Source organism: Streptomyces sp. NPDC051172 (assembly GCF_040682555.1).
Taxonomy (GTDB): Bacteria; Actinomycetota; Actinomycetes; order Streptomycetales; family Streptomycetaceae; genus Streptomyces.
Window position 1 is genome coordinate 1 of the sequence record NZ_JBFBBE010000011.1, and the last position, 21,658, is coordinate 21,658.

23 protein-coding genes are annotated in these 21,658 nt (G+C 71.2%); 11 read left to right on the forward strand and 12 right to left on the reverse strand.

What is annotated here, in order from left to right; genetic code table 11:
- Positions 1 to 92: 92 nt before the first annotated feature.
- Positions 93 to 1,136, forward strand: coding sequence for an NUDIX domain-containing protein (locus tag AB0N07_RS08840; RefSeq protein WP_365833529.1), 1,044 nt, complete (start codon positions 93 to 95; stop codon positions 1,134 to 1,136).
- Positions 1,137 to 1,250: 114 nt separating this feature from the next.
- Entirely contained in the window at positions 1,251 to 1,481 is a 231-nt protein-coding gene (locus AB0N07_RS08845) for a hypothetical protein (protein WP_365833530.1), read from the forward strand.
- Between the two features lie 34 nt (positions 1,482 to 1,515).
- Here the strand turns inward: AB0N07_RS08845 and AB0N07_RS08850 are convergent, their stop codons facing one another.
- On the reverse strand, positions 1,516 to 2,571 hold the full coding sequence (locus AB0N07_RS08850) for a protein kinase family protein (protein ID WP_365833531.1): 1,056 nt from the start codon (positions 2,569 to 2,571) through the stop codon (positions 1,516 to 1,518).
- Between the two features lie 331 nt (positions 2,572 to 2,902).
- On the opposite strand from AB0N07_RS08850, the gene AB0N07_RS08855 reads away from it, so the two are divergent.
- Both AB0N07_RS08855 and AB0N07_RS08860 read left to right on the forward strand, forming a co-directional pair.
- Positions 2,903 to 3,364, forward strand: a complete 462-nt coding sequence (locus tag AB0N07_RS08855; protein WP_365833533.1) for a hypothetical protein — start codon at positions 2,903 to 2,905, stop codon at positions 3,362 to 3,364.
- Positions 3,361 to 3,936: a HutD family protein gene (locus AB0N07_RS08860; RefSeq protein ID WP_365833534.1), complete on the forward strand. Its 576-nt coding sequence runs from the start codon at positions 3,361 to 3,363 to the stop codon at positions 3,934 to 3,936. Before AB0N07_RS08855 ends, AB0N07_RS08860 begins: the two co-directional genes overlap by 4 nt.
- A gap of 191 nt (positions 3,937 to 4,127) precedes the next feature.
- Here the strand turns inward: AB0N07_RS08860 and AB0N07_RS08865 are convergent, their stop codons facing one another.
- On the reverse strand, positions 4,128 to 5,483 hold the full coding sequence (locus tag AB0N07_RS08865; protein ID WP_365833535.1) for a dipeptidase: 1,356 nt from the start codon (positions 5,481 to 5,483) through the stop codon (positions 4,128 to 4,130).
- 132 nt (positions 5,484 to 5,615) lie between these two features.
- Here AB0N07_RS08865 and AB0N07_RS08870 point away from each other — a divergent pair, with 132 nt between their 5' ends.
- A complete protein-coding gene (locus tag AB0N07_RS08870) occupies positions 5,616 to 6,851 on the forward strand; it encodes a geranylgeranyl reductase family protein (protein WP_365833536.1) in 1,236 nt (411 codons plus the stop codon).
- Here AB0N07_RS08870 and AB0N07_RS08875 read toward each other — a convergent pair.
- On the reverse strand, positions 6,841 to 7,290 hold the full coding sequence (locus tag AB0N07_RS08875; RefSeq protein WP_365833537.1) for a nitroreductase family deazaflavin-dependent oxidoreductase: 450 nt from the start codon (positions 7,288 to 7,290) through the stop codon (positions 6,841 to 6,843). The genes AB0N07_RS08870 and AB0N07_RS08875 overlap by 11 nt on opposite strands.
- Positions 7,291 to 7,460: 170 nt before the next feature.
- Here AB0N07_RS08875 and AB0N07_RS08880 point away from each other — a divergent pair, with 170 nt between their 5' ends.
- The 3 genes from AB0N07_RS08880 (at position 7,461) to AB0N07_RS08890 (ending at position 10,144) form a co-directional block, all read left to right on the forward strand.
- Complete coding sequence (locus tag AB0N07_RS08880; RefSeq protein WP_365833538.1) at positions 7,461 to 8,147, forward strand: TetR/AcrR family transcriptional regulator; 687 nt, start codon at positions 7,461 to 7,463, stop codon at positions 8,145 to 8,147.
- Positions 8,148 to 8,240: 93 nt separating this feature from the next.
- Positions 8,241 to 9,482 carry a sensor histidine kinase gene (locus AB0N07_RS08885; RefSeq protein ID WP_365833539.1) on the forward strand — a complete coding sequence of 414 codons (1,242 nt, stop codon included), beginning with the start codon at positions 8,241 to 8,243 and terminating at the stop codon, positions 9,480 to 9,482.
- Entirely contained in the window at positions 9,479 to 10,144 is a 666-nt protein-coding gene (locus tag AB0N07_RS08890; RefSeq protein WP_365833540.1) for a response regulator transcription factor, read from the forward strand. The genes AB0N07_RS08885 and AB0N07_RS08890 overlap by 4 nt, the downstream gene beginning before the upstream one ends.
- Here the strand turns inward: AB0N07_RS08890 and AB0N07_RS08895 are convergent.
- Both AB0N07_RS08895 and AB0N07_RS08900 read right to left on the reverse strand, forming a co-directional pair.
- Entirely contained in the window at positions 10,105 to 10,389 is a 285-nt protein-coding gene (locus tag AB0N07_RS08895) for a DUF6332 family protein (RefSeq protein ID WP_365833541.1), read from the reverse strand. The genes AB0N07_RS08890 and AB0N07_RS08895 overlap by 40 nt on opposite strands.
- Positions 10,390 to 10,462: 73 nt before the next feature.
- Positions 10,463 to 11,947, reverse strand: a complete 1,485-nt coding sequence (locus AB0N07_RS08900) for an MFS transporter (protein WP_365833542.1) — start codon at positions 11,945 to 11,947, stop codon at positions 10,463 to 10,465.
- An 86-nt stretch (positions 11,948 to 12,033) separates the two neighbouring features.
- On the opposite strand from AB0N07_RS08900, the gene AB0N07_RS08905 reads away from it, so the two are divergent.
- Positions 12,034 to 12,426 carry a MarR family transcriptional regulator gene (locus AB0N07_RS08905; RefSeq protein ID WP_365833543.1) on the forward strand — a complete coding sequence of 131 codons (393 nt, stop codon included), beginning with the start codon at positions 12,034 to 12,036 and terminating at the stop codon, positions 12,424 to 12,426.
- Here AB0N07_RS08905 and AB0N07_RS08910 read toward each other — a convergent pair.
- From AB0N07_RS08910 to AB0N07_RS08920, 3 genes are read right to left on the reverse strand one after another with little or no spacing between them, the layout of a single operon-like run.
- A complete protein-coding gene (locus AB0N07_RS08910; RefSeq protein ID WP_365833544.1) occupies positions 12,413 to 13,153 on the reverse strand; it encodes a maleylpyruvate isomerase family mycothiol-dependent enzyme in 741 nt (246 codons plus the stop codon). The two genes, AB0N07_RS08905 and AB0N07_RS08910, sit on opposite strands and share 14 nt — an antisense overlap.
- A 47-nt stretch (positions 13,154 to 13,200) precedes the next feature.
- Complete coding sequence (locus tag AB0N07_RS08915) at positions 13,201 to 13,899, reverse strand: response regulator (protein WP_365833545.1); 699 nt, start codon at positions 13,897 to 13,899, stop codon at positions 13,201 to 13,203.
- Complete coding sequence (locus AB0N07_RS08920) at positions 13,896 to 15,545, reverse strand: ATP-binding protein (protein ID WP_365833546.1); 1,650 nt, start codon at positions 15,543 to 15,545, stop codon at positions 13,896 to 13,898. The genes AB0N07_RS08915 and AB0N07_RS08920 overlap by 4 nt, the downstream gene beginning before the upstream one ends.
- A 99-nt stretch (positions 15,546 to 15,644) precedes the next feature.
- Here AB0N07_RS08920 and AB0N07_RS08925 point away from each other — a divergent pair, with 99 nt between their 5' ends.
- Together AB0N07_RS08925 and AB0N07_RS08930 are read left to right on the forward strand one after the other, a co-directional pair.
- A complete protein-coding gene (locus tag AB0N07_RS08925) occupies positions 15,645 to 16,643 on the forward strand; it encodes a tripartite tricarboxylate transporter substrate binding protein (RefSeq protein WP_365833547.1) in 999 nt (332 codons plus the stop codon).
- A gap of 105 nt (positions 16,644 to 16,748) precedes the next feature.
- Positions 16,749 to 18,176, forward strand: coding sequence for a gluconate:H+ symporter (locus AB0N07_RS08930; protein WP_365833548.1), 1,428 nt, complete (start codon positions 16,749 to 16,751; stop codon positions 18,174 to 18,176).
- Between the two features lie 104 nt (positions 18,177 to 18,280).
- On the opposite strand, the gene AB0N07_RS08935 is transcribed toward AB0N07_RS08930, so the two are convergent.
- The 4 genes from AB0N07_RS08935 to AB0N07_RS08950 form a co-directional block, all read right to left on the reverse strand.
- Positions 18,281 to 19,621: a jacalin-like lectin gene (locus AB0N07_RS08935; RefSeq protein ID WP_365833549.1), complete on the reverse strand. Its 1,341-nt coding sequence runs from the start codon at positions 19,619 to 19,621 to the stop codon at positions 18,281 to 18,283.
- A gap of 119 nt (positions 19,622 to 19,740) precedes the next feature.
- Positions 19,741 to 19,995: an acetyl-CoA synthetase gene (locus AB0N07_RS08940; RefSeq protein ID WP_365833550.1), complete on the reverse strand. Its 255-nt coding sequence runs from the start codon at positions 19,993 to 19,995 to the stop codon at positions 19,741 to 19,743.
- Between the two features lie 40 nt (positions 19,996 to 20,035).
- A complete protein-coding gene (locus tag AB0N07_RS08945; protein ID WP_365833551.1) occupies positions 20,036 to 20,269 on the reverse strand; it encodes a hypothetical protein in 234 nt (77 codons plus the stop codon).
- A 112-nt stretch (positions 20,270 to 20,381) separates the two neighbouring features.
- Positions 20,382 to 21,572 (reverse strand): Ig-like domain-containing protein, encoded by a 1,191-nt coding sequence (locus AB0N07_RS08950; RefSeq protein ID WP_365833552.1) that lies wholly within the window; start codon positions 21,570 to 21,572, stop codon positions 20,382 to 20,384.
- Between the last annotated feature and the right edge of the window lie 86 nt (positions 21,573 to 21,658).

The following is a 21,658-nucleotide window of genomic DNA, read 5'->3' on the forward strand; positions in this document are numbered from 1 at the left end:
GGCGCCCCCTTTTGTGCGCCCTCAACTGGGGCTGGTTTCCGTGGCAGGGTGGAGCGGGCAAGCCTCAGGGGGCCAATAGAAGAGGGGGACCTGTGACCGTCGTCTGGATCAACGGCGCGTTCGGTGCGGGGAAGACCACCACCGCACGGGAACTGATCGAGCTGATCCCGAACAGCACGCTCTTCGACCCCGAGGTGATCGGCGCAGCGCTCACGCACCTGCTGCCGCCCAAACACCTCGCCGAGGTCGGCGACTACCAGGACCTGCCGATCTGGCGACGTCTCGTGATCGACACGGCGGCCGCAATGCTCGCCGAACTGGGTGGAACCCTGGTGGTTCCGATGACCCTGCTGCGCCAGGAGTACCGTGACGAGATCTTCGGCGGCCTCGCGGCGCGCCGTATCTCTGTCCGGCATGTGCTCCTCGCCCCGGCGGAAACGATCCTGCGGGAGCGAATAGCCGGCCGGGAGGTGCCGCCCGACCTGCCGGACGGCGAGATGCGGGTACGGCAGTGGTCGTACGACCACATCGAGCCGTACCGTGCCGCACTCGCCTCCTGGCTCACCGCCGATGCCTATCCCGTCGACACCGGGACCCTCACTCCGTACGAGAGTGCGCTCCGTATCGCCGAGGCCGTCAGCACGGGGGAGGTGGTGGTATGTGACATAGTGCAAACCCCCGAACCCACCGCCGAGACGCTCGCCGCCGGCGTCCTCCTCTTCGACGAGCAGGACCGCGTCCTCCTCGTGGACCCCACCTACAAGGCCGGCTGGGAGTTCCCCGGCGGTGTCGTCGAGCCCGGCGAGGCGCCCGCCCGCGCCGGCATGCGCGAGGTCGTCGAGGAGACCGGCATCCACCTCGACGAGGTCCCCCGCCTTCTGGTCGTCGACTGGGAGGCCCCCGCACCGCCCGGCTACGGCGGACTGCGCCTCCTCTTCGACGGCGGCCGCCTCGACTCCACCGAGGCCGCACGGCTCCTGCTGCCCGGGCCCGAGCTGCGCGACTGGCGGTTCGCCACCGAGGAGGAGGCCGCGGACCTGCTGCCGCCGGTGCGCTACGAGCGGCTGCGCTGGGCCCTGCGGGCGCGCGAGCGCGGGGCGGCGCTGTATCTGGAAGCGGGCGTCCCGGTCGGCTGACGGCGGAGGTGGTTCCTGGCCCTCGCCCAGGCCACGGCCCTGCCCCCGCTGTCCGGCCACGGTGGCGGCGAACCGGCCCTCCAGGTCCGCGTCCTCGTCGAGCACTTCCCGGTCATGTCCCGGGGCGTCGTACGCCGCCGCGTCGGCGAGTCCGTGCAGGGGTTCGGCGACGATCTCATGGACGGTGATGCGCGGGTCGAGGGAGGCGTACGGGTCCTGGGAGACGATCTGCAGTTCGCGGCGCAGCGGTCGCATCCGGCGTCTGCCCAGTCCGGTCAGTTCGGTTTCGGGGTCGAGGCCGACCGGCGCAGCAGTTGGCGCACCTCGTCCTTGCCGTCGGCGTAGCCCGCACAAGCGGCCGGAACCCGGTCGCCTGCCACTACGCGGAGAACGTGGAGCTGTTGTAGGCGAGGCGCAGTTCCTCGTACGGGTAGGGGGTCTGCCCGCTCTCCGTGCGCAGGCGGCCGAGGAAGCCGTTGACGACGGCGGTGAGTGCCGCATCACGCTTGATGATCGCGGCGGCGGCCTCGGGGACGCCGTCGGGGTGCGCCCCGACCGCGCAGGCGCGTACGAAGGCCTCCCGCTCCTGTCTGTCGTACCCGTACAGGGCGGTGACGAGCCAGTTCACCAGGTGGGCGCGGCTGTAGACGAGGTCGTAGTCGCGATGCCGGTCGAAGAAGGCGCGCTCCGGCCGGGACAGCCGGAACCGGGAACTGAACGCGAGCCCGTAGTCCGCCAGGAAGAACTCCTCGCCGTCGGTGAGGACGTTCTGGAAGTGGGCGTCGAAGTGCAGGAGTCGGCCTTCGCGCAGGAAGCCGGTGAGCGCGCCCAGCCACTCGTCCACCTGGGTGCAGATCCGGTCCGAGTCGACGGTGCGCACCTGTGTGTCGAGCCAGTCGTGGAGGGTGTACGGGAAGTACTCCAGGAACAGGGTCAGACTCGCGGACGAAGTGCGCAGGGCCTCAAGGCGCTCACGGACCTGTCCGGAGCCGCCGCAGTGGCCCACCGTCCGTTCCACGTCGGCCAGTTCAGCAGGGAGTGGCTGGACGGCATCCGGCAGCACCCGCCAGTGGTGCATCAGAGGGAAGCCGGGGAAGCGGTCGGAGAGCACCCAGTTCGTCGTCATCGCGTGCACGGCCAGCTCGCGCCAGGCGCCGAAGCCGGGGCTGCGGCCGGTTCCGTAATGGCAGAAGGCCGGCAGCTCGAACAGGTTCGCCGTGGACCGCGTGTTCCCGGGCAGCAACTCGACGTCCGTGAGCGGCACCCGCTTCACGAAGACCCGGCTGCCGTCCACCTCGACCAGCAGACGACGCCCGCCGATGCCGACGCCCGCGGGGGTCCCCGAGGCCAGGAGGCCCGTCAGTTCGTGGTCGCTGAGAAGGGAAAGGGTGGTGGCGAGGTCGGTGTGGACGGCGCGGCGCGCGGCGGAGGACATGACCTCCATGGTCAGGGTGGCGGCGGCTGCGTGTCTGCCGATCGCTGAAGTGCCGTCCTGGCGTGTGCGATCGTGACCGCCTGTCGGCGGACGAGGTCTGAGCGAGTGTCAGGTCCATCATGCCTGGTCGGAGATGCTTTCGGTAGGAGGTAGCGCACGCCCGTTCGGCCTTGTGGCGGATGGTGCCGCACCCGCAGACTCGTCGTCATCCACTCTCCGGCCCACGTGCCGGCAACCGTCATCGGCTGCCGGTGCGTTCGCCGTGCTGTCTCGCCGTGTGACACGCACCGGTCGGGGAGGGACGGGACGAAGGGGATCGATGGACCGGGACATGGTTGTGCCGGCAAAAGTCCGGCTGCTCAGTGCCAACCGGCGGGTGGTGCGGGGTGTCGAGGGACTGTGGATCTACCGACTGCCCACGCAGGTCGAGCCGGAGGTGTACGGATCGAAGCTGGTGTACGTCCTGGTGGAGGAGAGCGGCTCACCCCTGGTGCGGGAGTTGCCCGAGCGACGGCTGGCCCTGCTGGACGAGGCCGTGGCCGTGGCGAAGGCCCTCAGCACGGCGAACCCCTACCGGGCCAGGATGCTGGCGAGGGCACTCGCCGCCAGACAGCGCGAACTTGAGGCCGGCACGGCGAAGCCGCGAGAACTCGGTGACCCGGTAGGCGACCGGCGACGCCTTGATCGCGTAGCCCATGGCGTTCATGGGCTTGCCTATCCTGGTGCCGGGCCGGGTGATCGGTGCAGACGTGCCCGCCGACGCGGTTCTTCGACGAGGAGGAGTGTGAGATGACGGTGCGCGTTCTGAGAGCGGACGAGCGCCCGGCCGTGCCATGGAGGAACGGGGGCGGACTGACCCGCGAGGTCGCCTCTTCCCCCAGCCGGGCAGGGATGTCGGACTTCGTGTGGCGGGTGAGTCTCGCCGACGTGGCCGAGCCGGGACCGTTCTCCCGCTTCGAAGGTGTCGACCGGATCATCACCCTGGTCGAGGGCCCCGGCATGGTGCTGACCGTCGACGGCGCCTCGCACACCGTGGCCGAGCAGTACGTCCCCTTCCCCTTCCCCGGGGAGGCCGCCACCGACTGCCGGCTGTTGGGCGGTCCGCTCGTCGACTTCAACGTGATGGTCCGGCGCGGACGGGCCACCGCGCAGGTCGAGATCGTACGGGACCGGGTGGCGCTCTCCGCTCTCGCTGAGACGACGCTGCTCGCGGTCGTACTGGACGGCTCCGCGGTTTTGGAGGCCTGCGGCCTGGTCCTCGACCGCTTCGACGCGGCCCTGATCACCGACACTCCCGACGAGGCCCTCAAGGTGACCGGCACCACAGCACTCGTCACCCTCACCGGCGCAGCCGCAGAGGGGTAGTTCAGGGGGTGCGACCGGGAGGCCACGGCGGGGCCGCGGCTTCCGGCTTGCGTACGTGGCAGGCGCGGTCGATGAGCTCATCCGGCAGGAAGAACGACTCTCTGCCGCGGTGCGGGACTGCCACACGGTCGTGAACGGACACGGAAAGGCCCCCGCCCGTGGGCGAGGGCCCTTTCCGCGCTGCAGTGCCGTCAGCTCGCGGCGTAGTTCTGGAGGAACAGGGCCTCCGCCACCGACAGCCGCTCCAGTTCCTCGGGCGAGACGCTCTCGTTCACCGCGTGGATCTGGGCCTCCGGCTCGCTCAGGCCGATCAGGAGGATCTCCGCCTGCGGGTAGAGGGCGGCGAGGGTGTTGCACAGGGGGATCGAGCCGCCCTGGCCGGCGTACTGCATCTCCTGGCCGGGGTAGGCGACCGCCATGGCCTCGGCCATCGCCGCGTACGCCGGGCTGGTGGTGTCGGCGCTGAACGGCTGGCCCTGGCCGACCTGTTCGGTGCTCACCCGGGCGCCCCACGGGGTGTGCGCCTCCAGGTGGGCCTGCAGCAGCTTGGTGGCCTCGGCCGCGTCGACGCCCGGCGGCACCCGCAGGCTGACCAGGGCGCGGGCGCCCGCCTGCACCGACGGGGTGGCGCCGACGACGGGCGGGCAGTCGATGCCGAGGACCGTGACCGCCGGGCGCGCCCAGATGCGGTCGGCGACCGGGCCGGAGCCGATCAGCTGCACACCGTCCAGCACCTTGGCGTCCTGGCGGAACTGCTCCTCGTCGTACTGCAGGCCCTCCCAGCGGGTTTCGGGGGCGAGCCCGTCGACGGTGGTCGAACCGTCCTCCGCGCGCAGCGAGTCCAGTACGCGGATCAGCGCGGCCAGGGCGTCCGGGGCGGCGCCGCCGAACTGGCCGGAGTGAAGGTTGCCGCGGAGGGTGTCGATCTGGATGCGGACCAGGGTCATGCCGCGCAGCGTGGAGGTGACCGTCGGCAGGCCCACCCGGAAGTTGCCCGCGTCGCCGATGACGATGGTGTCGGCGGCCAGCAGGTCGGGGTGGGCCTCGGCGTACCGCTCCAGACCGCCCGTGCCCATCTCCTCCGAGCCCTCGGCGATCACCTTGATGTGCACCGGCACGCCGCCGTTGGCCTTCAGGGCGCGCAGCGCGAGCAGGTGCATGATCACACCGCCCTTGCAGTCGGCGGCGCCACGCCCGTACCAGCGGCCGTCGCGCTCGGTCAGCTCGAAGGGCGGGGTGGTCCAGGCGGCCTCGTCCAGCGGCGGCTGGACGTCGTAGTGGGCGTAGAGCAAAACGGTCCTGGCGCCCTCGGGGCCGGGCAGGTGGCCGTACACGGACTGGGTGCCGTCGGGGGTGTCGAGGAGGGCGACGTCCTGGAACCCCTCGGCCCTCAGCGCGTCGGCGACCCAGTTCGCGGCGCCCTCGCTCTCGCTCCTGGGGAACTGCTCGAAGTCCGCAACCGACTTGAACGCCACCAGTTCGGCGAGCTCCGCCTGCGCCCTCGGTATCAGCGAGGCGACGGTCTCGGCGACCGGATTCGACGACATGGGCACGCTCCTTGTGGGTGCGACGTTGTACGTGTGGATATCGGGATCCTCCCACAGCGGCCTGCGGTGATGTCCGCCGTAGGATGCGGGGGACAGGTGCGGCAGCGGCTTGATCGGGAGCAGTAGACCATCGTGAGCAGCGAGAACTCTTCGGCGGACGACGTGCAGCGGGTGTGGGACGTCGTCGTGGTGGGCGCGGGACCCGCGGGGGCCTCGGCCGCCTACGCGGCGGCGGTCGCGGGACGCAGCGTCCTGCTGCTGGAGAAGGCGGAGCTGCCGCGCTACAAGACGTGCGGCGGTGGGATCATCGGCCCCTCGCGCGACGCTCTGCCGCCCGGCTTCGAGCTGCCGCTGCGGGACCGGGTGCACGCGGTGACGTTCTCGAACAACGGGCGCTTCACCCGCACCCGGCGCTCCAAGCAGATGCTGTTCGGCCTGATCAACCGGCCCGAGTTCGACCAGCAGCTGGTCGAGCACGCGCAGAAGGCCGGCACCGAGCTGCGCACCGGTGTCACCGTGCAGCGCGTGGAACAGCACGGCTCGGCGGTGCCGGACCGGCGTACGGTCGCCGTGTTCCTGCAGGGCGGCGAGACGCTGCTCGCGCGGGCCGTGGTGGGCGCGGACGGCAGCGCCAGCCGGATAGGGGCGCACGTCGGGGTGAAGCTCGACCAGGTGGATCTCGGTCTGGAGGCGGAGATCCCGGTGCCGGAGACCGTCGCGGAGGACTGGAAGGGACGGGTGCTCATCGACTGGGGTCCGATCCCCGGCAGTTACGGATGGGTGTTCCCCAAGGGGGACACGCTCACCGTCGGAGTGATCTCGGCGCGCGGTGAAGGCGCGGCCACCAAGCGGTACTTGGAGGAGTTCGTCGGACGGCTCGGCCTTGCCGGGTTCGATCCGAGCGTCTCCTCCGGCCACCTGACCCGGTGCCGGGCCGACGACTCGCCGCTGTCCCGCGGGCGGGTGCTGGTGTGCGGGGACGCGGCGGGGCTGCTGGAGCCGTGGACCCGCGAGGGCATCTCGTTCGCGCTGCGCTCGGGGCGGCTCGCGGGGGAGTGGGCGGTGCGGATCGCCGAGGCGCACGACGCGGTGGACACCCGGCGCCAGGCCCTGAACTACGCGTTCGCGATCAAGGCGGGACTCGGCGTCGAGATGAGCGTCGGCAAGCGTCTGATGACGGCGTTCGAACGCCGGCCCGGCCTGTTCCACGCGGCGCTGACCGGGTTCAGGCCCGCGTGGAACGCGTTCCGGGACATCACGCGCGGCTCGACCTCCCTCGCCGAGATCGTGCGCACCCATCCGATGGCCCAGCGCGCGCTGACCGCGCTCGACCGGCGCCCGGTGGCCGGCGGCGAGGTCAGCTCCTGACCGTGATCAGGAAGACGGGGTGGTCCGGCGCGATACGGCGCAGATCGGCCTCGGGGGAGTCGGGGCCCACGCCGTTGAAGAAGACCCCGACCTCGGCCTTCCAGCGCTTGAGGTAGGCGCGCAGCAGCGGGACCTTGTCGTCGTCGGCGACCTCGGTCGCGGTGAACACGTCCACGTTCTTGCCGAGGCGCAGCTCGCCGCCGCCCGCCGCCCGCATGTTGTGCGTCCACTGGACGTGACCGCGCGGGGCGAGCAGATACTGCTGCCCGTCCACCGTCAGCAGGTTCACGGGGGTGGTGCGCCACTCGCCGCTCTTGCGGCCACGGACCGCCAGGACCCGTGAGCCCCAGACGCTGATGCCGCGGCGGGTCATCCACGCCACGGCGCGGTTGAAGACATTGACGGTGAACCAGCCGGGCTTCTGGACGTGAGTGGACATGAGGACCCCCATCGGTGTCGGAGAGATCGCCGCTCACTTTTGTGAGCACTGCTCTCGCTTGATGAACAGTCTGCACCGGGTCGGCGATCGAAAGCAAGAGCAGTGCTCTCTTTTTTGTTCGCTGCTCTCGATTGTGTGCACTGCTCTCGTTTCATGCGAGACTGCTCCCCATGAGCACCGCACACGGCGCCCGCGCCCGAGCCAGGATCGAGGTCACCGCCGCCATCAAGGAAGAGGCGCGCAGACAGCTCGCGGCCGAGGGCGCCGCCAAGCTCTCGCTGCGCGCCGTGGCACGCGAGCTCGGCATGGCCTCCTCCGCGCTCTACCGCTACTTCCCGAGCCGCGACGACCTGCTGACCGCCCTCATCATCGACGCCTACGACTCCGTGGGCGAGGCGGCCGAGGCGGCGCAAACCGCCGCGGCCGACGCCGGACCCGTGCAGCGCTGGACCACCGTGTGCGAGGCCGTGCGCGAGTGGGCCCTCGCGCATCCCCACGAGTACGCGCTGATCTACGGCTCGCCGGTCCCCGGCTACACGGCCCCCGACACCACCGTCCCGGCCGCCGCCCGCGTCGGCCTCGTCCTGATCGGCATCGTCCGCGACGCCCGGCTGGGCCCCGGCCTGGACCTGCCCGTCCTCCCCGCCGAACTGCATCCCGAGGCCGAGCGGATGGCGGCCGACTTCGCCTCCGACCTGCCGCCCGCCGTCGGCCCGGCCCTCGTCGCGGCCTGGGCCCAGCTCTTCGGGCTGATCGGATTCGAGCTGTTCGGCCAGTTCCACCGGGTCGTGGAGGACCGGGCGGCGTTCTTCCGGCATGCCGCGGGCCGGCTCGCCGTCAGCGTCGGGCTGAGGTGAGGGCGGGCGCGGCGTCGTACTTCCCGGGGAGTACGAGTGATCACCACGCCCGGCGGACGCCCCGCGCGTCCTGGCGCGTCTAGCGTGGCCGTCATGGACGAGCAGCGTGGGCACGGCAGCGGGCCGCCCCAGTGGTGGCGGCACGGGCCGCCGTGGCTGAGCCGCTGGGGCGAGGAGCGCCGGCGGGCCCGGTGGCCGTGGCTGTCCACCGTGCTGCTCACCGCGTTCGTGCTCGTCGGCTCCCACTACGCGGCGCATCAGCAGGAGGGCAAGCGGGCCGCCCTCGACGTGTTCGCCCGCGTGCTGCTGCTGGTGGGCTCGGGGCTGCTGCTGTGGCGGCGCCGATATCCGGTGCTCGTCGTGTACGGCACTGCGGCCGCCGCGATGGTCTACCTCGGGGCCGGGTACGCGTACGGGCCGGTCTTCTTCACCGTGGTGGTGGCCTGCTTCAGCGCGATCGTCTCGGGGCATCGGCGGGCCGCCTGGGGCGCGGTGGCGATGCTGTGGGCCGGGCACATGCTGGTGGCCCACTGGCTCTACCGCTGGCTGCCGCCTTCGCGGGACTCGGCGGCCCCCTGGGCGCAGGAGGCCGTCATCGCGGCGTGGGTGGCGGCGATCGTGGCGGTGGCTGAGCTGGCCCGGATCCGGCGCGAGCAGTGGGCCAGGGAGCGGGTCGAGCGGGCGCAGGCGGCGCGGCGGCGGGCCGACGAGGAGCGGCTGCGGATCGCCCAGGAGCTCCATGACGTCCTCGCCCACAGCATCTCGGTGATCAATGTGCAGGCGGGTGTCGGCCTCGCCCTCCTCGACACCGACCCCGAACAGGCGCGCACCGCGCTGACCACCATCAAGGCCGCCAGCAAGGAGGCGCTCGGCGAGGTCCGCCAGGTCCTCGACACACTCCGCACGCCGGGAGACGCCCCGCGCGCTCCGGCACCCGGCCTCGACCGGCTGCCCGAGCTGGTGGAACAGGCGGCGAGCGCCGGCCTCACGGTCGACGTCCAAGGCAAACCTCCCCTCCTCCCGCCCGGCACCGACCTCGCCGCCTTCCGCATCGTCCAGGAGGCCCTCACCAACGTCGTACGGCACTCGGTCTCACGCCACGCGCGTGTGCACGTCGACCACGACGAGCGGACGCTACGGCTGCGCATCGACGACGACGGGCCCGCGACCGGCGCCGACGCGGGCGGCAGCGGCAACGGCCTGGCCGGAATGCGGGAGCGTGCCGCGGCGCTGGGTGGCACGATCGAGGCGGGCGCGCGCCCGGACGGCGGCTTCCGGGTGCTCGCCGTACTGCCGCTCGAGGTCAAGGCCAAGGCCAAGGAGGACGACCGGTGATCCGCGTACTGCTCGCCGACGACCAGTCGCTGGTGCGGGCCGGCTTCAAGGCGCTGCTCGACGCGCAGCCGGACATCGAGGTGGCCGGGGAGGCCGCCGACGGCGAGGAGGCGCTGCGCAAGGTGCGCGAACTGCGCCCGGACGTCGTCCTGTTGGACATCCGCATGCCGCTGCTGGACGGTCTGGCGGCGACCCGCCGGATCACCGACGAGGAGGCCCTGGAGGGCGTCAAGGTGGTCATGCTCACCACCTTCGAGCTCGACGAGTACGTCTTCGAGGCGATTCGCTCCGGCGCCTCCGGCTTCCTGGTCAAGGACACCGAACCGGAGGAACTCCTGCGCGCCGTAAGGGCGGTGGTCGAGGGCGACGCACTGCTCTCGCCCGGTGTGACCCGCCGGCTGATCGCCGAGTTCGCGGCCCGCTCCAAGGAACCCGCGGCCGTCGGCACCCTCGCCGAACTCACCGAGCGGGAACGGGAGGTGATGGCGCTGGTCGGCATCGGCCTGTCCAACGAGGAGATCGCCCGCCGTCTGGTCGTCAGCCCCCTCACCGCGAAGACCCACGTCAGCCGCACCATGGTCAAGCTGGGTGCCCGGGACCGGGCCCAACTGGTCGTCCTGGCCTACGAGTCGGGGCTGGTGCGGCCGGGCTGGCTGGGCTGAGCGCCCCGCCTGAAGCGCACCACGACGCTCACGACCCGGACGACGAACACGATGGGTGCGAGCGTCAGCCCCATCCGCAGCAGCACCTTGGACAGCAGGTCCGGCAGGTCGAAGAGCAACGCCGGTCCGGCGACGGCGCCGAAGACGACTGCCGCCGCGAACACCGCACTGACCAGCGCGTAACCGATCTCGACGATCATCGCGTCCTGCTCGGCCTTGTGACGCCGGCCCCCGTATTCTTCCATGCACCCAGTCTCACGGCGATGCGCCCGGCGGGGCAAGCAGGCCCCGCCGGGCGCACACAGGGGAGGCGTCCCCCTAGTCGCGTACGGGTACGCGCTCCGCCTCCAGGGAAGTGGACTTGGCGACCACGACGGACGGCTGGGTACGGCGCGTCCGCAGGCCCGTGAGGGTGATCAGCAGCCCGGCGACGGCGATGCCCGTCACCACCACCAGTCCGGGCCGGTAGCTGTCCAGCACGGCCTGCGGGGTGGCGTGTTGGGGGGCTCCGGCGGTCACCACCGCGGTCACGACGGCCAGGAAGATGGCGCCGCCCACCTGGACCGAGGTGTTGAGCAGCCCGGAGACCATGCCCTGCTCGTGGTCCTCGACGCCGTTGGTGGCCTGGATGTTGAGCGAGGGGAAGACCAGCGCGCAGGCCGCGCCGATCAGCAGCATCGACGGCAGGATGACGGCGGCGTACACCGGGTCGAGGTTCACGCGCAGGAACAGCGCGTATCCGACGACCATCAGGGCGAAGCCCGCCGCGATCAGCCGCTGGGTGCCGAACCGGTCGACGATCGAGCCGACCTTCGTCGAGGACACCGCCACCAGCGCGCCGGCCGGCAGGAAGGCGAGCGCCGTGTGCAGCGCCGACCAGCCGAGTAGTGACTGCATGTACAGGGTGACCAGGAACTGGAAGCCGACGTAGGACCCGAAGAAGGCCATCGCTCCGAGCTGGGCGCGGATCTGGCTGCCGGAGCGCAGCACACCGAGCCGGATCAGTGGACCGGCCGAGCGTCGCTCGACGAGCACGAACACGGTCAGCAGTGCGGCGGCGGCCAGGAAGGACAGCAGCGTACGGGCCGAGGCCCAGCCGACCTGCGGTGCCTGTACGACGGTGAAGACGAGCAGCAGCATGGACGCGGTGCCGATGACGGCGCCGGGGATGTCGTAGCCGTTGTGGTCCTTCTCGCGTTCGCTGCGAGGCAGCAGCTTCAGGCCCGCCATCAGGGCGATCAGGGCGATGGGCGCGGGCAGCAGCATGGTCAGGCGCCAGCTGGCCTCGGTGAGCAGGCCGGAGAGCACCAGACCCATCGAGAAGCCGGTGGCGGCGCAGGTGGTGTAGATGGACAGGGCTCGGTTGCGCAGCGGGCCCTCGGCGAAGGTCGTGGTGATGATGGACAGGCCGGCGGGCGCGGTGAAGGCCGCGCTCAGGCCCTTGATGAAGCGGCTGGCGATCAGCAGCGGACCGGAGTCGACGAGTCCGCCGAGCAGTGAGGCGAGGGCGAACACGCCCAGGGCGATCAGGAAGACCTGGCGCCTGCCGAGCAGGTCGGCGGTGCGTCCGCCGAGCAGCAGCAGACCGCCGTAGCCCAGGATGTAGCCGCTGACGATCCATTGCAGCGCCGAGGTGGACAGATGGAGGTCGGAGCCGATGGACGGCAGTGCGACACCGACCATCGACACGTCGAGCGCGTCCAGGAACATCGCGGCGCAGAGCACCAGCAGGGTGCCCCACAGCCGGGGGGTCCAGCGGGCCGCCGGGGACGGGACCGCAGGGGTGGAGAGCGGAGAGGTCATGAACACAGACACTACATGCGCATGCATCGAATGCAAATGCATTTAATTCCGGTGCAATAATTCTGCTTCTCTGCTACGGTGCGCGGATGGTGGCGAAGAAGGCCGAACAGGCGCTCGTGGACCAGTGGCGGGACATCCTCGCGCTGCATGCCCGAACCCAGTGCGAACTCGACCGCGCACTGCATCAACACGGCTTGTGCGCCAGCGACTTCGAGGTGCTGGACGTGCTGTCCGGCGACTCGTGCAACTACCGCGTGCAGGAGATCTCCGAGCGGGTCCATCTCAGCCAGAGCGCCCTGTCGCGGCTGATCGCCCGGCTGGAGAAGGAAGGCCTCGTCGAGCGCGCCATGTGCCCGGAGGACCGGCGGGGCGTCCGCGTCGCCCTCACCGCGAAGGGGCGCACGCTGCACGGCGAGGTGCTGCCGGTGCAGCGTGCGGTGCTGACGCGGATGCTGGCGGGCGACCTCAGCTCCAGGTGACGGCCGACTTCTCGCGCCACAGCGCGGCGACCGAGCTGTCCCCGGACACGTCCGGGAACGGCAGCCGGTTCCACAGCGCCAGGTACAACTGCGCGGCGGGCCCGGCCGCTTCGCAGTCGGCATCGCCCGCCGCGTCCCGCACGGCCACCGGCGGCTCCTGGGACAGCCGTACGGTCCACACCGCGTCGTTCGTGTCCGTCGCCCGTACCCGCAGCACTCGGGGCTCGCCGCTGCGGACCCTGCTCCTGGGCCGGGCGTGGAAGCCGCGCAGCAGTTCGTCGATGCCGTCCGCCGCGAAGCCGGGGTCGATCCCGCTCTGGGCTCCGCCTCTCGCCGACTCCGCGTCGATCCGGTGCACGGTGGTCTCGTGCGCCTGCCGTCGGGCCCAGAACGCGAGCGGTGACGGCGCAGACAGGAAGTGCCAGCACTGCACGTCCGGCGCGGCCGAGGCCAGGGTGTCGACGAGATACCGGTGTCCTTCGCGGAACCAGGCCGGCAGTTCCTCGCCGTCGAGGTCGGGCAGCCCGCCGTCGGGACGGTAGGACGTGTGCCCCTCGGCGACGAAGGCGGCCGCCCACCGGTGCACCATCCCCGTGTGTCGCACCAAGTCCCTCACCTGCCAGTCCGGGCAGGTCGGCACCTTGGCGTCGGTGCCGGCCTCCTCGGCGGCCGCGGCCAGCAACCGGCCCTCCCGGTCCAGGATCTCCACGAACTCGGCTGTCTCCATGGGGCGAGTGTGCCTGATGAAGTGCGGTCCGAGGGAAGAGCGCGCGGCTACGCACGCCAGCCGTAGCGGCGTTCCGGGCGGCCGGCGGTACCGTAACGCAGGCTGACAGCGGCGTTGCCCGTGGTGTGGAAGTGCTCCAGATAGCGGCGGGCGCTGACGCGCGAGATACCGGTGGCGGCCGCGCACTCGGCCGCGGACAGGGTGCCGTCGCTGTCGCGCAGGGCGCGCTCGATCAGCTCGGCGGTCTCCACGCTCAGGCCCTTGGGCAGGACGCCGCCCGGGGCGGGGGTGAACGCTCCGGCCAGCACCCGGTCGACGTCGGCCTGACCGCGGACGACGGTGCTGAGCAGACGCCCGCGCTGGGCGGCGTACCGCTCGAGACGGGGCTTGAGGTCCTCGTAGTCGAAGGGCTTGAGCAGGTAGTCGACCACCCCGTGGCGTACGGCCCCGCGCACCGCGTCGGCCTCCCGGGCGGCGCTGATGACCATGACGTCGCAGTCGTGCCCGCCGCTGCGCAGCTGGGGGATGACGTCCAGCCCGAAGATGTCCGGCAGATACAGGTCGAGCAGGACCAGGTCGGGCCGCAGCTCGTCGACCGCTCTGATCGCCTGCTCGCCGGAGTGGGCGGTGCCCACGACGTGGAAGGGGTCGATACGTTCGACGAACGTGCGGTGCACCCGGGCGACCATGAAGTCGTCGTCGACGACCAGCACGTCGATGGTGCCGGTACCGGCCGGCTGGGTCATCTGGGGGCTCCTTCCGCCACCGCTTCGGCGGGGTGGTTGACGGACATGCGGGCGGTGAACATCGCGCCCTCGGACGTGTTGGTCACCGCGATCTCTCCGCCCCGGCGCTCGCACACGAGCCGGGTGAGGGCGAGGCCGATGCCGCGCTCGCCCTCCTTCGCCGCCTTGGTGGTGAAACCGTGGGCGAAGACCTCGTGGGCGAGCTCGGGGGCGACGCCGGGACCGGAGTCGCGTACGACGATCTCCAGGCTGGCGGCGTCCTGCCGCAGCCCGACCTCCACCCACGCCTCGCCGTCGGCGCTGCCGCCCGCGGTGGCGGCGTCGATGGCGTTGTCGACGAGGTTGCCGATCACGGTCGCCACGTCGGCGGCGTCCTCGGGAGCGAGCCGGCCCAGCGACGTGCCGTCCGAGACACGCAGGGTGACCTTCCGCTCGGCGGCCTGGGATGCCTTCGCCATCAGCAGCGCGGCGACGGCCGAGTCCTGGACGCGGCGGCCGACGGTCATGTCGAGGGAGTTGCGGCGCCGGTTCAACGCCCTGATGTAGCCCACCACTTCCTTCTGCTCGCCGATCTGGATCAGCCCGGAGATGGTGTGCAGCTGGTTGGCGAACTCGTGCGCCTGCGCGCGCAGCAGCTCCGAGGTGCTGCGGAAGGAGCCGATCTCGCGCTCCAGACGCGCCAGTTCGGTGCGATCGCGCAGCGTGGTGACGGAGCCGAGCAGCTGCCCTTCCTTGGTGACGGTCATACGGTTCATGACCAGCACCACGCCGTGGCGGATGACGACCTCGTCATGAGGCGCCGCGCCCTCCTCGCGTGCGCCCGTCAGGACATCGAGCAGCCGCCCCTCGATGCCCAGTTCGGCCAGGTCGCGGCCGACGCAGTCCTCGGGCAGGTCCAGCAGGCGCCGGCCCACGTCGTTGACGAGAGTGACGCGGTGCTGCGGATCCAGGGCGACGACGCCCTCGGCGATGCCGTACAGCATCGCCTCGCGGTGTTCGGCGAGACCGGTGATCTCGCGGGGCTCCAGACCGAGGGTCTGCCGTTTGACGCGACGGGCGAGAAGCCAGGAACCGGCGACGCCGAGGGCGCTGGCGATGCCCAGGTAGGCGAGCAGATACGAGGACGCGCCCGAGAGCCGCTGCCACACCGTCGGGGACGCCTCGCCGATCATGACCGTGCCCAGGCTCCGTCCGAGGGTGCTGCCCGTCGTCCCGAGCACCGGCACCTGAGCCACCAGTTCATGGCTGCCGTCCCAGGTCAGCGAGCCGGACCAGCCGCGGCCCCCGGCGACGCCCCGGCCCAGCGGCAGCCGGTCGCCGACCACGGTCGGGTTCGTCGAGCTGACGACACGGCCGTGGGCGTCGGCCACCGTGACCGAGGTGACCGAGGACTGCACCAGCGTGGAGTGCACCAGCGGGGCCAGGGTCTCCTCGGGGGCGGGCCGCACCAGCCGGCTGCGCACCAGGGGATGGGCGGCCAGCTGTTCGGCGAGAGCGCTCACCCGGCGGCCCTCGACCCGGTTGAAGGTGGCTTGCGACTGCGCGAGCGACACCGCGGCGACCGCCAGCAGCACCACCACGACGATGGCGAGCTGGAGCACCAGCATCTGGCCCGCGAGGGTGTGGCGGCGGAACGTGGTGACCACAACGAACTCAATCTCTACTGCTGACACAACCTGGGCGACCGGTTCGGCCGGGTCGCACAATCATGGCGTCCGCCGCACGGCAAACGAAAGGGAGGTGCCATGAGCGGTCGATCCCGCCCCGTGTACGGCACCCTCTGCGTACTGCTGACGCTCGTCGTGAGTGCCTGCGGCGCATGGCTCGGTGCCGGGGACAATCCCGTCGACGGGCTGCGCATCATGGTGCCCAACACACCCGGCGGCGGATACGACACCACGGCCCGCACCGTGGCCCGCGTCCTCGAGGAGACCGGGACCGCCTCCGACGTGCAGGTCTTCAACCTGCCCGGTGCGGGCGGCACCGTAGGACTGCAGCGCATCGTCGACGAGCGGGGCAACAAGGACCTCGCTCTGCAGATGGGCCTCGGCGTCGTCGGCGCGAGCCACGTCACCCATGGCCCGGCAACGGTCGGTCAGACCACCCCCATCGCCCGTCTGATCGACGAGCCCGAGGCGGTCGTGGTCCGCAAGGACTCGCCGTACCGCACCATCGGCGACCTGATCAGCGCGTGGCGGAAGGCCCCGGCACGGCTGCGGGTCGGCGGCGGCTCCTCACTCGGCGGACCGGACCACCTGTTGCCCATGGAGCTGGCGCGGACCATCGGCCTCGACCCCAAGAGGGTCGAGTACGTCGCCTACGACGGCGGTGGCGGTGATCTCCTGCCCGCCCTGCTGGACGGCAAGGTGGACTTCGCCACCAGCGGTTTCGGCGAGTTCCTCGACCAGATCGACGCCGGACAGCTGCGGGTGCTGGCGGTCACCAGCGACCGGCCGGTCCCGGCACTCGACGGTGTGCCCACCCTCAAGGCGTCGGGCATCCCGCTGGTCTTCGACAACTGGCGGGGGATCGTCGCCCCACCCGGCATCGGCGCCGCCGCCCGGCAGCGCTGGATCGACGTGCTCACCGAACTGCACGCATCCCGGCAGTGGCAGGCCGAGCTCGCCCGGCACGGCTGGACCGACGCGTTCGCCACCGGCGACACCTTCAAGGCCTACCTCGCCCGACAGGACAAGGCCGTCGCCGACCTGGTCGCCCACCTCGGCCTGAACGTGACCGCCTGAACCGACTGCACTTCGCTCACCCGGACCGCCGACACCGCCGGTCCCGTGCTCCCTCCTGCCCATCCGCCTGTCCACAAGGCGGCGTTTCGTCCGAAAGGCACCCGCATGACCGCACACACCTGGTGGCTGCTGCTCATCCTCACGGTGGCGATCACGGCACTCATCTACCTGATCAACTCCCGGCTGCGCGTCCATCCGTTCGTCGCGCTGATCGTCGTCACCGTCGGCACCGGGCTGGCGGCCGGTGAACCCGTCGCCAAACTGACCGATTCGATCGAGGGGGGCGCCGGCGGCATCCTCGGCGACGTCGGCCTCACCCTCGCCCTGGGCGCCATGCTGGGACGGCTGCTGTCCGACTCGGGAGCCACCGACGCCATCGCCCGCGCCCTCGTCGACCGCTCCGGCGCCCGGCGGCTGCCATGGCTGGTCACGGCCGCGGCCTTCGTCATCGGCGTCCCGATGTTCTTCGAGGTCGGCCTGATCGTCCTGCTGCCGCTGATCTTCGGTGTGGCCCGCAGGCTGGAGCAGCAGGGCGGCACCAAGGGATCCCCGTATGTGCTGCTCGGCGTGCCCGCGATCGCCGCGCTGTCCACGCTGCACGGCATGCTGCCGCCCCACCCGGGGCCGCTGACCGCCATGACCGGACTCCACGCCGACCTCGGCCTCACCCTCGCCGTCGGTCTCGTCTGCGCGATACCGACCGTCGTCCTGGCAGGACCGGTCTACGCCCGCTGGATCGCGCCCCGGCTGCCCGAAGTGCGACCGGACGCCGCCCTGATGGCCCAGTTCACGGGCGCCGACCGGGCCGCGACGGCCCGGCCCGACGGCCCGGGAGCCCAGGTCCGCACCGACGCCCCGGCCCGGACCGGTATCTCCGTCGGCCTGGCCGTCGCGTCCGTGCTCGTCCCGGTCGCGCTGATGCTGCTGCGGACGCTGGGCGAGACGCTGCTCGACGAGTCCAGCGGGCTGCGGGCCGGCCTCACCTTCGTCGGCGAACCCCTGGTGGCGATGCTCGCGGGCTTCCTCTTCGCACTCGGTGTGACCCTCGTCGGCGCGTCCCGCTCCGGCGAGGAGACCCGCACCTCGCTGACGGACAGCCTCAAGTCCATCGCCACGATCCTCCTCATCATCGGGGGCGGTGGAGCCTTCAAGCAGGTCCTGCAGGACTCCGGCATCGGCGACGCCATCGCCTCGGCCGCCAAGGGGGCACACCTCAACGTGATCCTGCTGGGCTGGCTGATCGCCCTGCTGCTGTCCCTGACCACCGGTTCGGCCACTGTCGGCATCGTCTCCGCCACCGGGATCGTCGCCCCGCTGATCGGAGACGGAGGAGGCCTTGAGGCCTCGCTGCTGGTCGTCGCCATCGGTGCCGGATCCCTCGGCCTCAACTACGTCAACCACGCCGGTTTCTGGCTGGTGAAGGAGTCCTTCGGCATGGACCTCGCCCAGGCCACCAAGACCCAGACGGTGGTGCAGACCCTCGTCAGCGTGCTGGGGCTGGCGATGGCGCTGCTGTTGTCGGTGTTCGCCTGAGGGGCCCCATTCTGCCGGTCGAGCAGTGACCCGAGGCCGACTCGGGGACGCCCCTGCTCAGGGGCGGCCGACGTGCAGCCGCCCCTGAGTGTTCGTCAACTTCCTTACCGCTGGGTGTAGATGAAGCCGACCTTGTCGACCTCGTCGCCCGTGCGTCCGTGGAAGCCCGCGAGCTGCCAGCCCGAGGGGGCGGTTCGGGTCACGCAGTCGGAGGTCGTGGTGCCGCCGGCGAGGGTGCGGCCCAGGTTGGTCGTGAACTTGGCGTAGAAGATCCGTGTGTGGCCGTCCTTCGCACCCTGGCAGAGGTAGGCGGTGGTCACGTACTCACTGCTGCCGAGCGTGAGGGAGGAAGCGGTGCCGCCCGTCCCGCCGTGCGTGAGTGTGGTGCCGTTCGCGAGAGTGAGGCTCAACTGGTCGACCCGCGAGCCGGAGCTCAGCGCAATGGTGGTGGCGCGGGCGCCGGCGGGCACGCTGTTGATGTCGTTGTAGTAGTCGCCGTGCGGGCCGCCGAACTGGTCGCTGAGCTGGTAGGCCGAGTTGCGCGACCAGTTGAAGCCGACGGTGATCGGGTCGTGGTCGGAGAGCATCAACCCCGCGTCGGTGAGGAACTTGGCGTGCTCGTTGCTGTACGACGTCGCGTTGAGCGAGACCAGCCTGCTGCTGCGGTAGAGGACCTTGTCGACGACCTCGCAGGTGTTGGGCACGGTGGCGCCGGACTGGTCGCAGACCAGGGCGTCACTGCCCTTGGCGGGCGGGGTGCCGCCCCGTATCAGCTGCACCCAGGCGTCGGTGAGGCCGTTGGCCGCGGCGAACTCGGCGATGGTGTCGGCCGAGCGGGTGTAGCGGGTGTTGGTGTCACCCATGACCACGACGGCGTTGCCCGCGGAGTGGGTGTTGATGAAGGCGGTGAGCTGGTTGAGGTTGTCGGCGCGGGAGGCCTCGTCGCCGTCGTTGGTGCCGGCGTTGGTGTGCAGGTTGTAGAAGTCGACGTAGACGCCCTCGGCGAGGCGCTCGCGCATGAAGGTGAAGCCCTTGGGGGTCAGGCAGTCACCGGAGTCGACCTGGCAGGAGTTCCAGTGGACGCGCTCGAAGTCGTCCGTGTCGTAGGGGATCTTCGACAGGGTGTTGAGCCCGCTGCCGATGCCCGCGCCGCCGCTGGTGGGGGTGCGGTAGGCGTGCGCGGTGTCGGCGGCGTAGAGGTAGGAGTGGTAGTTGAAGTCCTCCTCGACATGGACGATGTCGTACGGCGCGATCCGCTGACCGATGGCGGTGGTGCTCGACTCGCGCGGCGTCGGCGCGCTGTTGATGGCCGCCGGCAGCCCGGCAACGTTGTAGCTGAGGACGCTGAAGCTGCCCGAGTCGGCCGCCGCCGCGGAAGGCGCGGCGGCCGTGAGCCCGCCGAGGACGGCGGTGGCCGCCGCCAGGCAGGCGAGGAGTCTGCGCATGGGGTGTGTCTCCTGTGGAGGGAAAGCGGTTTCGGCGTGAGCCTGACAGAAGTTACCGCCGGTTACCACAGGCGTGTCGAGTGTTTGGGCGCTCTTTCGCAGGAGTTGTCACTGAGGACTCATCCCTGCGTCGGGTACGGCACCACGCTCACGTGCAGCGTGAAGGCGGTGCGTGCCGCGCCCGCCACGTCCGGTGCTTTCGCCAGGGCGGTGACCACGGCCTCGCCGCCGCGGGTGCCGGCGCACCGCAGCGCGGCGTGGGCCGTTCCGTCGGCGTCCAACCGCCATCCGGAAGCCAGGACGAGGGCCGGTGCGGAGGTGTTCACGCCCTCCCACCGCTTGTCGTCCGTCCGGGGACGCAGGACAAGGGACACCACGGTCCCCGGTCGCACGCACAGCCGTTGCGCGACCGCGTCACCGGGGGCGACGCTGAGCTCCGTATGCCCGGCGGCGCAGTGGCCCGCCGGAGTCGAGGGCGCCGTTGCAGACCGGCTCGTGCCCGGCCCGGAAGGGGACGCGGGCGCGCCCGTCGGTGCCGTGGAGGACGGCCGTGCCGAGCTGCTGCCGGACGCCGACGCCGGTCCCGTGGATCCGCCGCCCGCCGACGTGCCGCACGCCGCCAGGACGACCGTCCCGGCGATCATCCATGCCCCGGGCCACCACCGCATCCCAGCACCTCCCGACCTGCTCGTACCGAAGACAGCATCCCGCGGAATCCGGCCGACGGCAGCGGTTCGCCGCCAGGTTTCACGGCAGGGCGCTAGTCGAGAGCGCTGCCCTTCTTCCAGGTGGCCCAGGGGACGTTCCAGTCGCCGTAGCCGTTGTTGGCCGCCACGGTTTCGACGGAGTGGACGACCGTGACCGGGTCGCCGAGGTTGACCCGGCCGTAGAACCACTGTGCGTCGCCGGTGCTCATGCCGATGCAGCCGTGGCTGCCGTTGACCACGCCGAACTTGCCGGTGTTCCAGGGTGCCGCGTGCACATAGGTCCCGGACGGGGTGAGCTGGACGTCCCACTTGACCGCGCCCAGGTTGTACGCCTCGGGGCCGAAGATCCGCACGGTCGAGGAGTCCATGCGGATGGTCGGCACCTTGCCCAGGACGACCATGGTGCCGTTCCAGGTCTCGTAGCCCTTCTTGCCGCTGGAGACCTTCAGGGTGCGCAGTGTCCTTCCGTTCTTCCTCACCGTCATCGTTTTCGTCGTGACGTTCACCGTGCTCGTCACGGCGTCCCCGATGCGGAAGTCCACGACGCGTTGCTGGGTGCCGTAGAGCCCGTTGCCCGCGTCCACGCCTGCCAGGTCCATGCGCAGCGTGACACGGGTGCCCGGCTGCCAGTAGTTCACCGGGCGGTAGTCGATACGGTCCTTGCCGTCGCGGTCCTTCATCCAGCTCCAGGCACCCTGGACCGCGGGGGAGGCGGTGACATGGAGCTTCCGCTCGACCGCCGCCTTGTCGCTGATCGGTTTGTTGAAGGTGATCGAGACCGGCATGGCGATACCGACCGTCATACCCCCGTCCGGGTGGTACTCGCCGACGAAGGCGTTCTTCGGCGTCTCGGTGGTGAAGGAGGCGGTCTTGTCGAGAGCGGACCCGCCGTCCGCCCTGCCGTGCGCCGTCACCGTGTAGGTGGCGCCCGGGGCGAGCGGCGTGGTCGAGGTCCACACGGACCTGTCCTCGGACCAGGTGCCGGAGATCCGGCCCGGGCCCGGGGAGCCCACCTGGACGGAGATCAGGGATCCGCCCCGTGCGTGCACCGTCACCTTCCGCCCGACCGGCACCTTCGCACTGCCGGCGTCGGGCTGCACGACTATCGCGGGCGGTCCCCCCTTGTCCCCGCCGTCCGCATCGCCGCCCGAGCTGCACGCGGCGAGAAGGACGGCGGCGGCCGACGCGAACGCGAGCGGTGGTACGGTCCGGCGGCCCCACGATGCCGTCAGGCGCTGTCGCATGGGACTCTCCCCTTCCCCAAGGGCTTACTTGCGTTTCTGGTGCGTTGCTTTGTCGCTTTCCTGGTACCCCGGGAAGGCACCCGGCC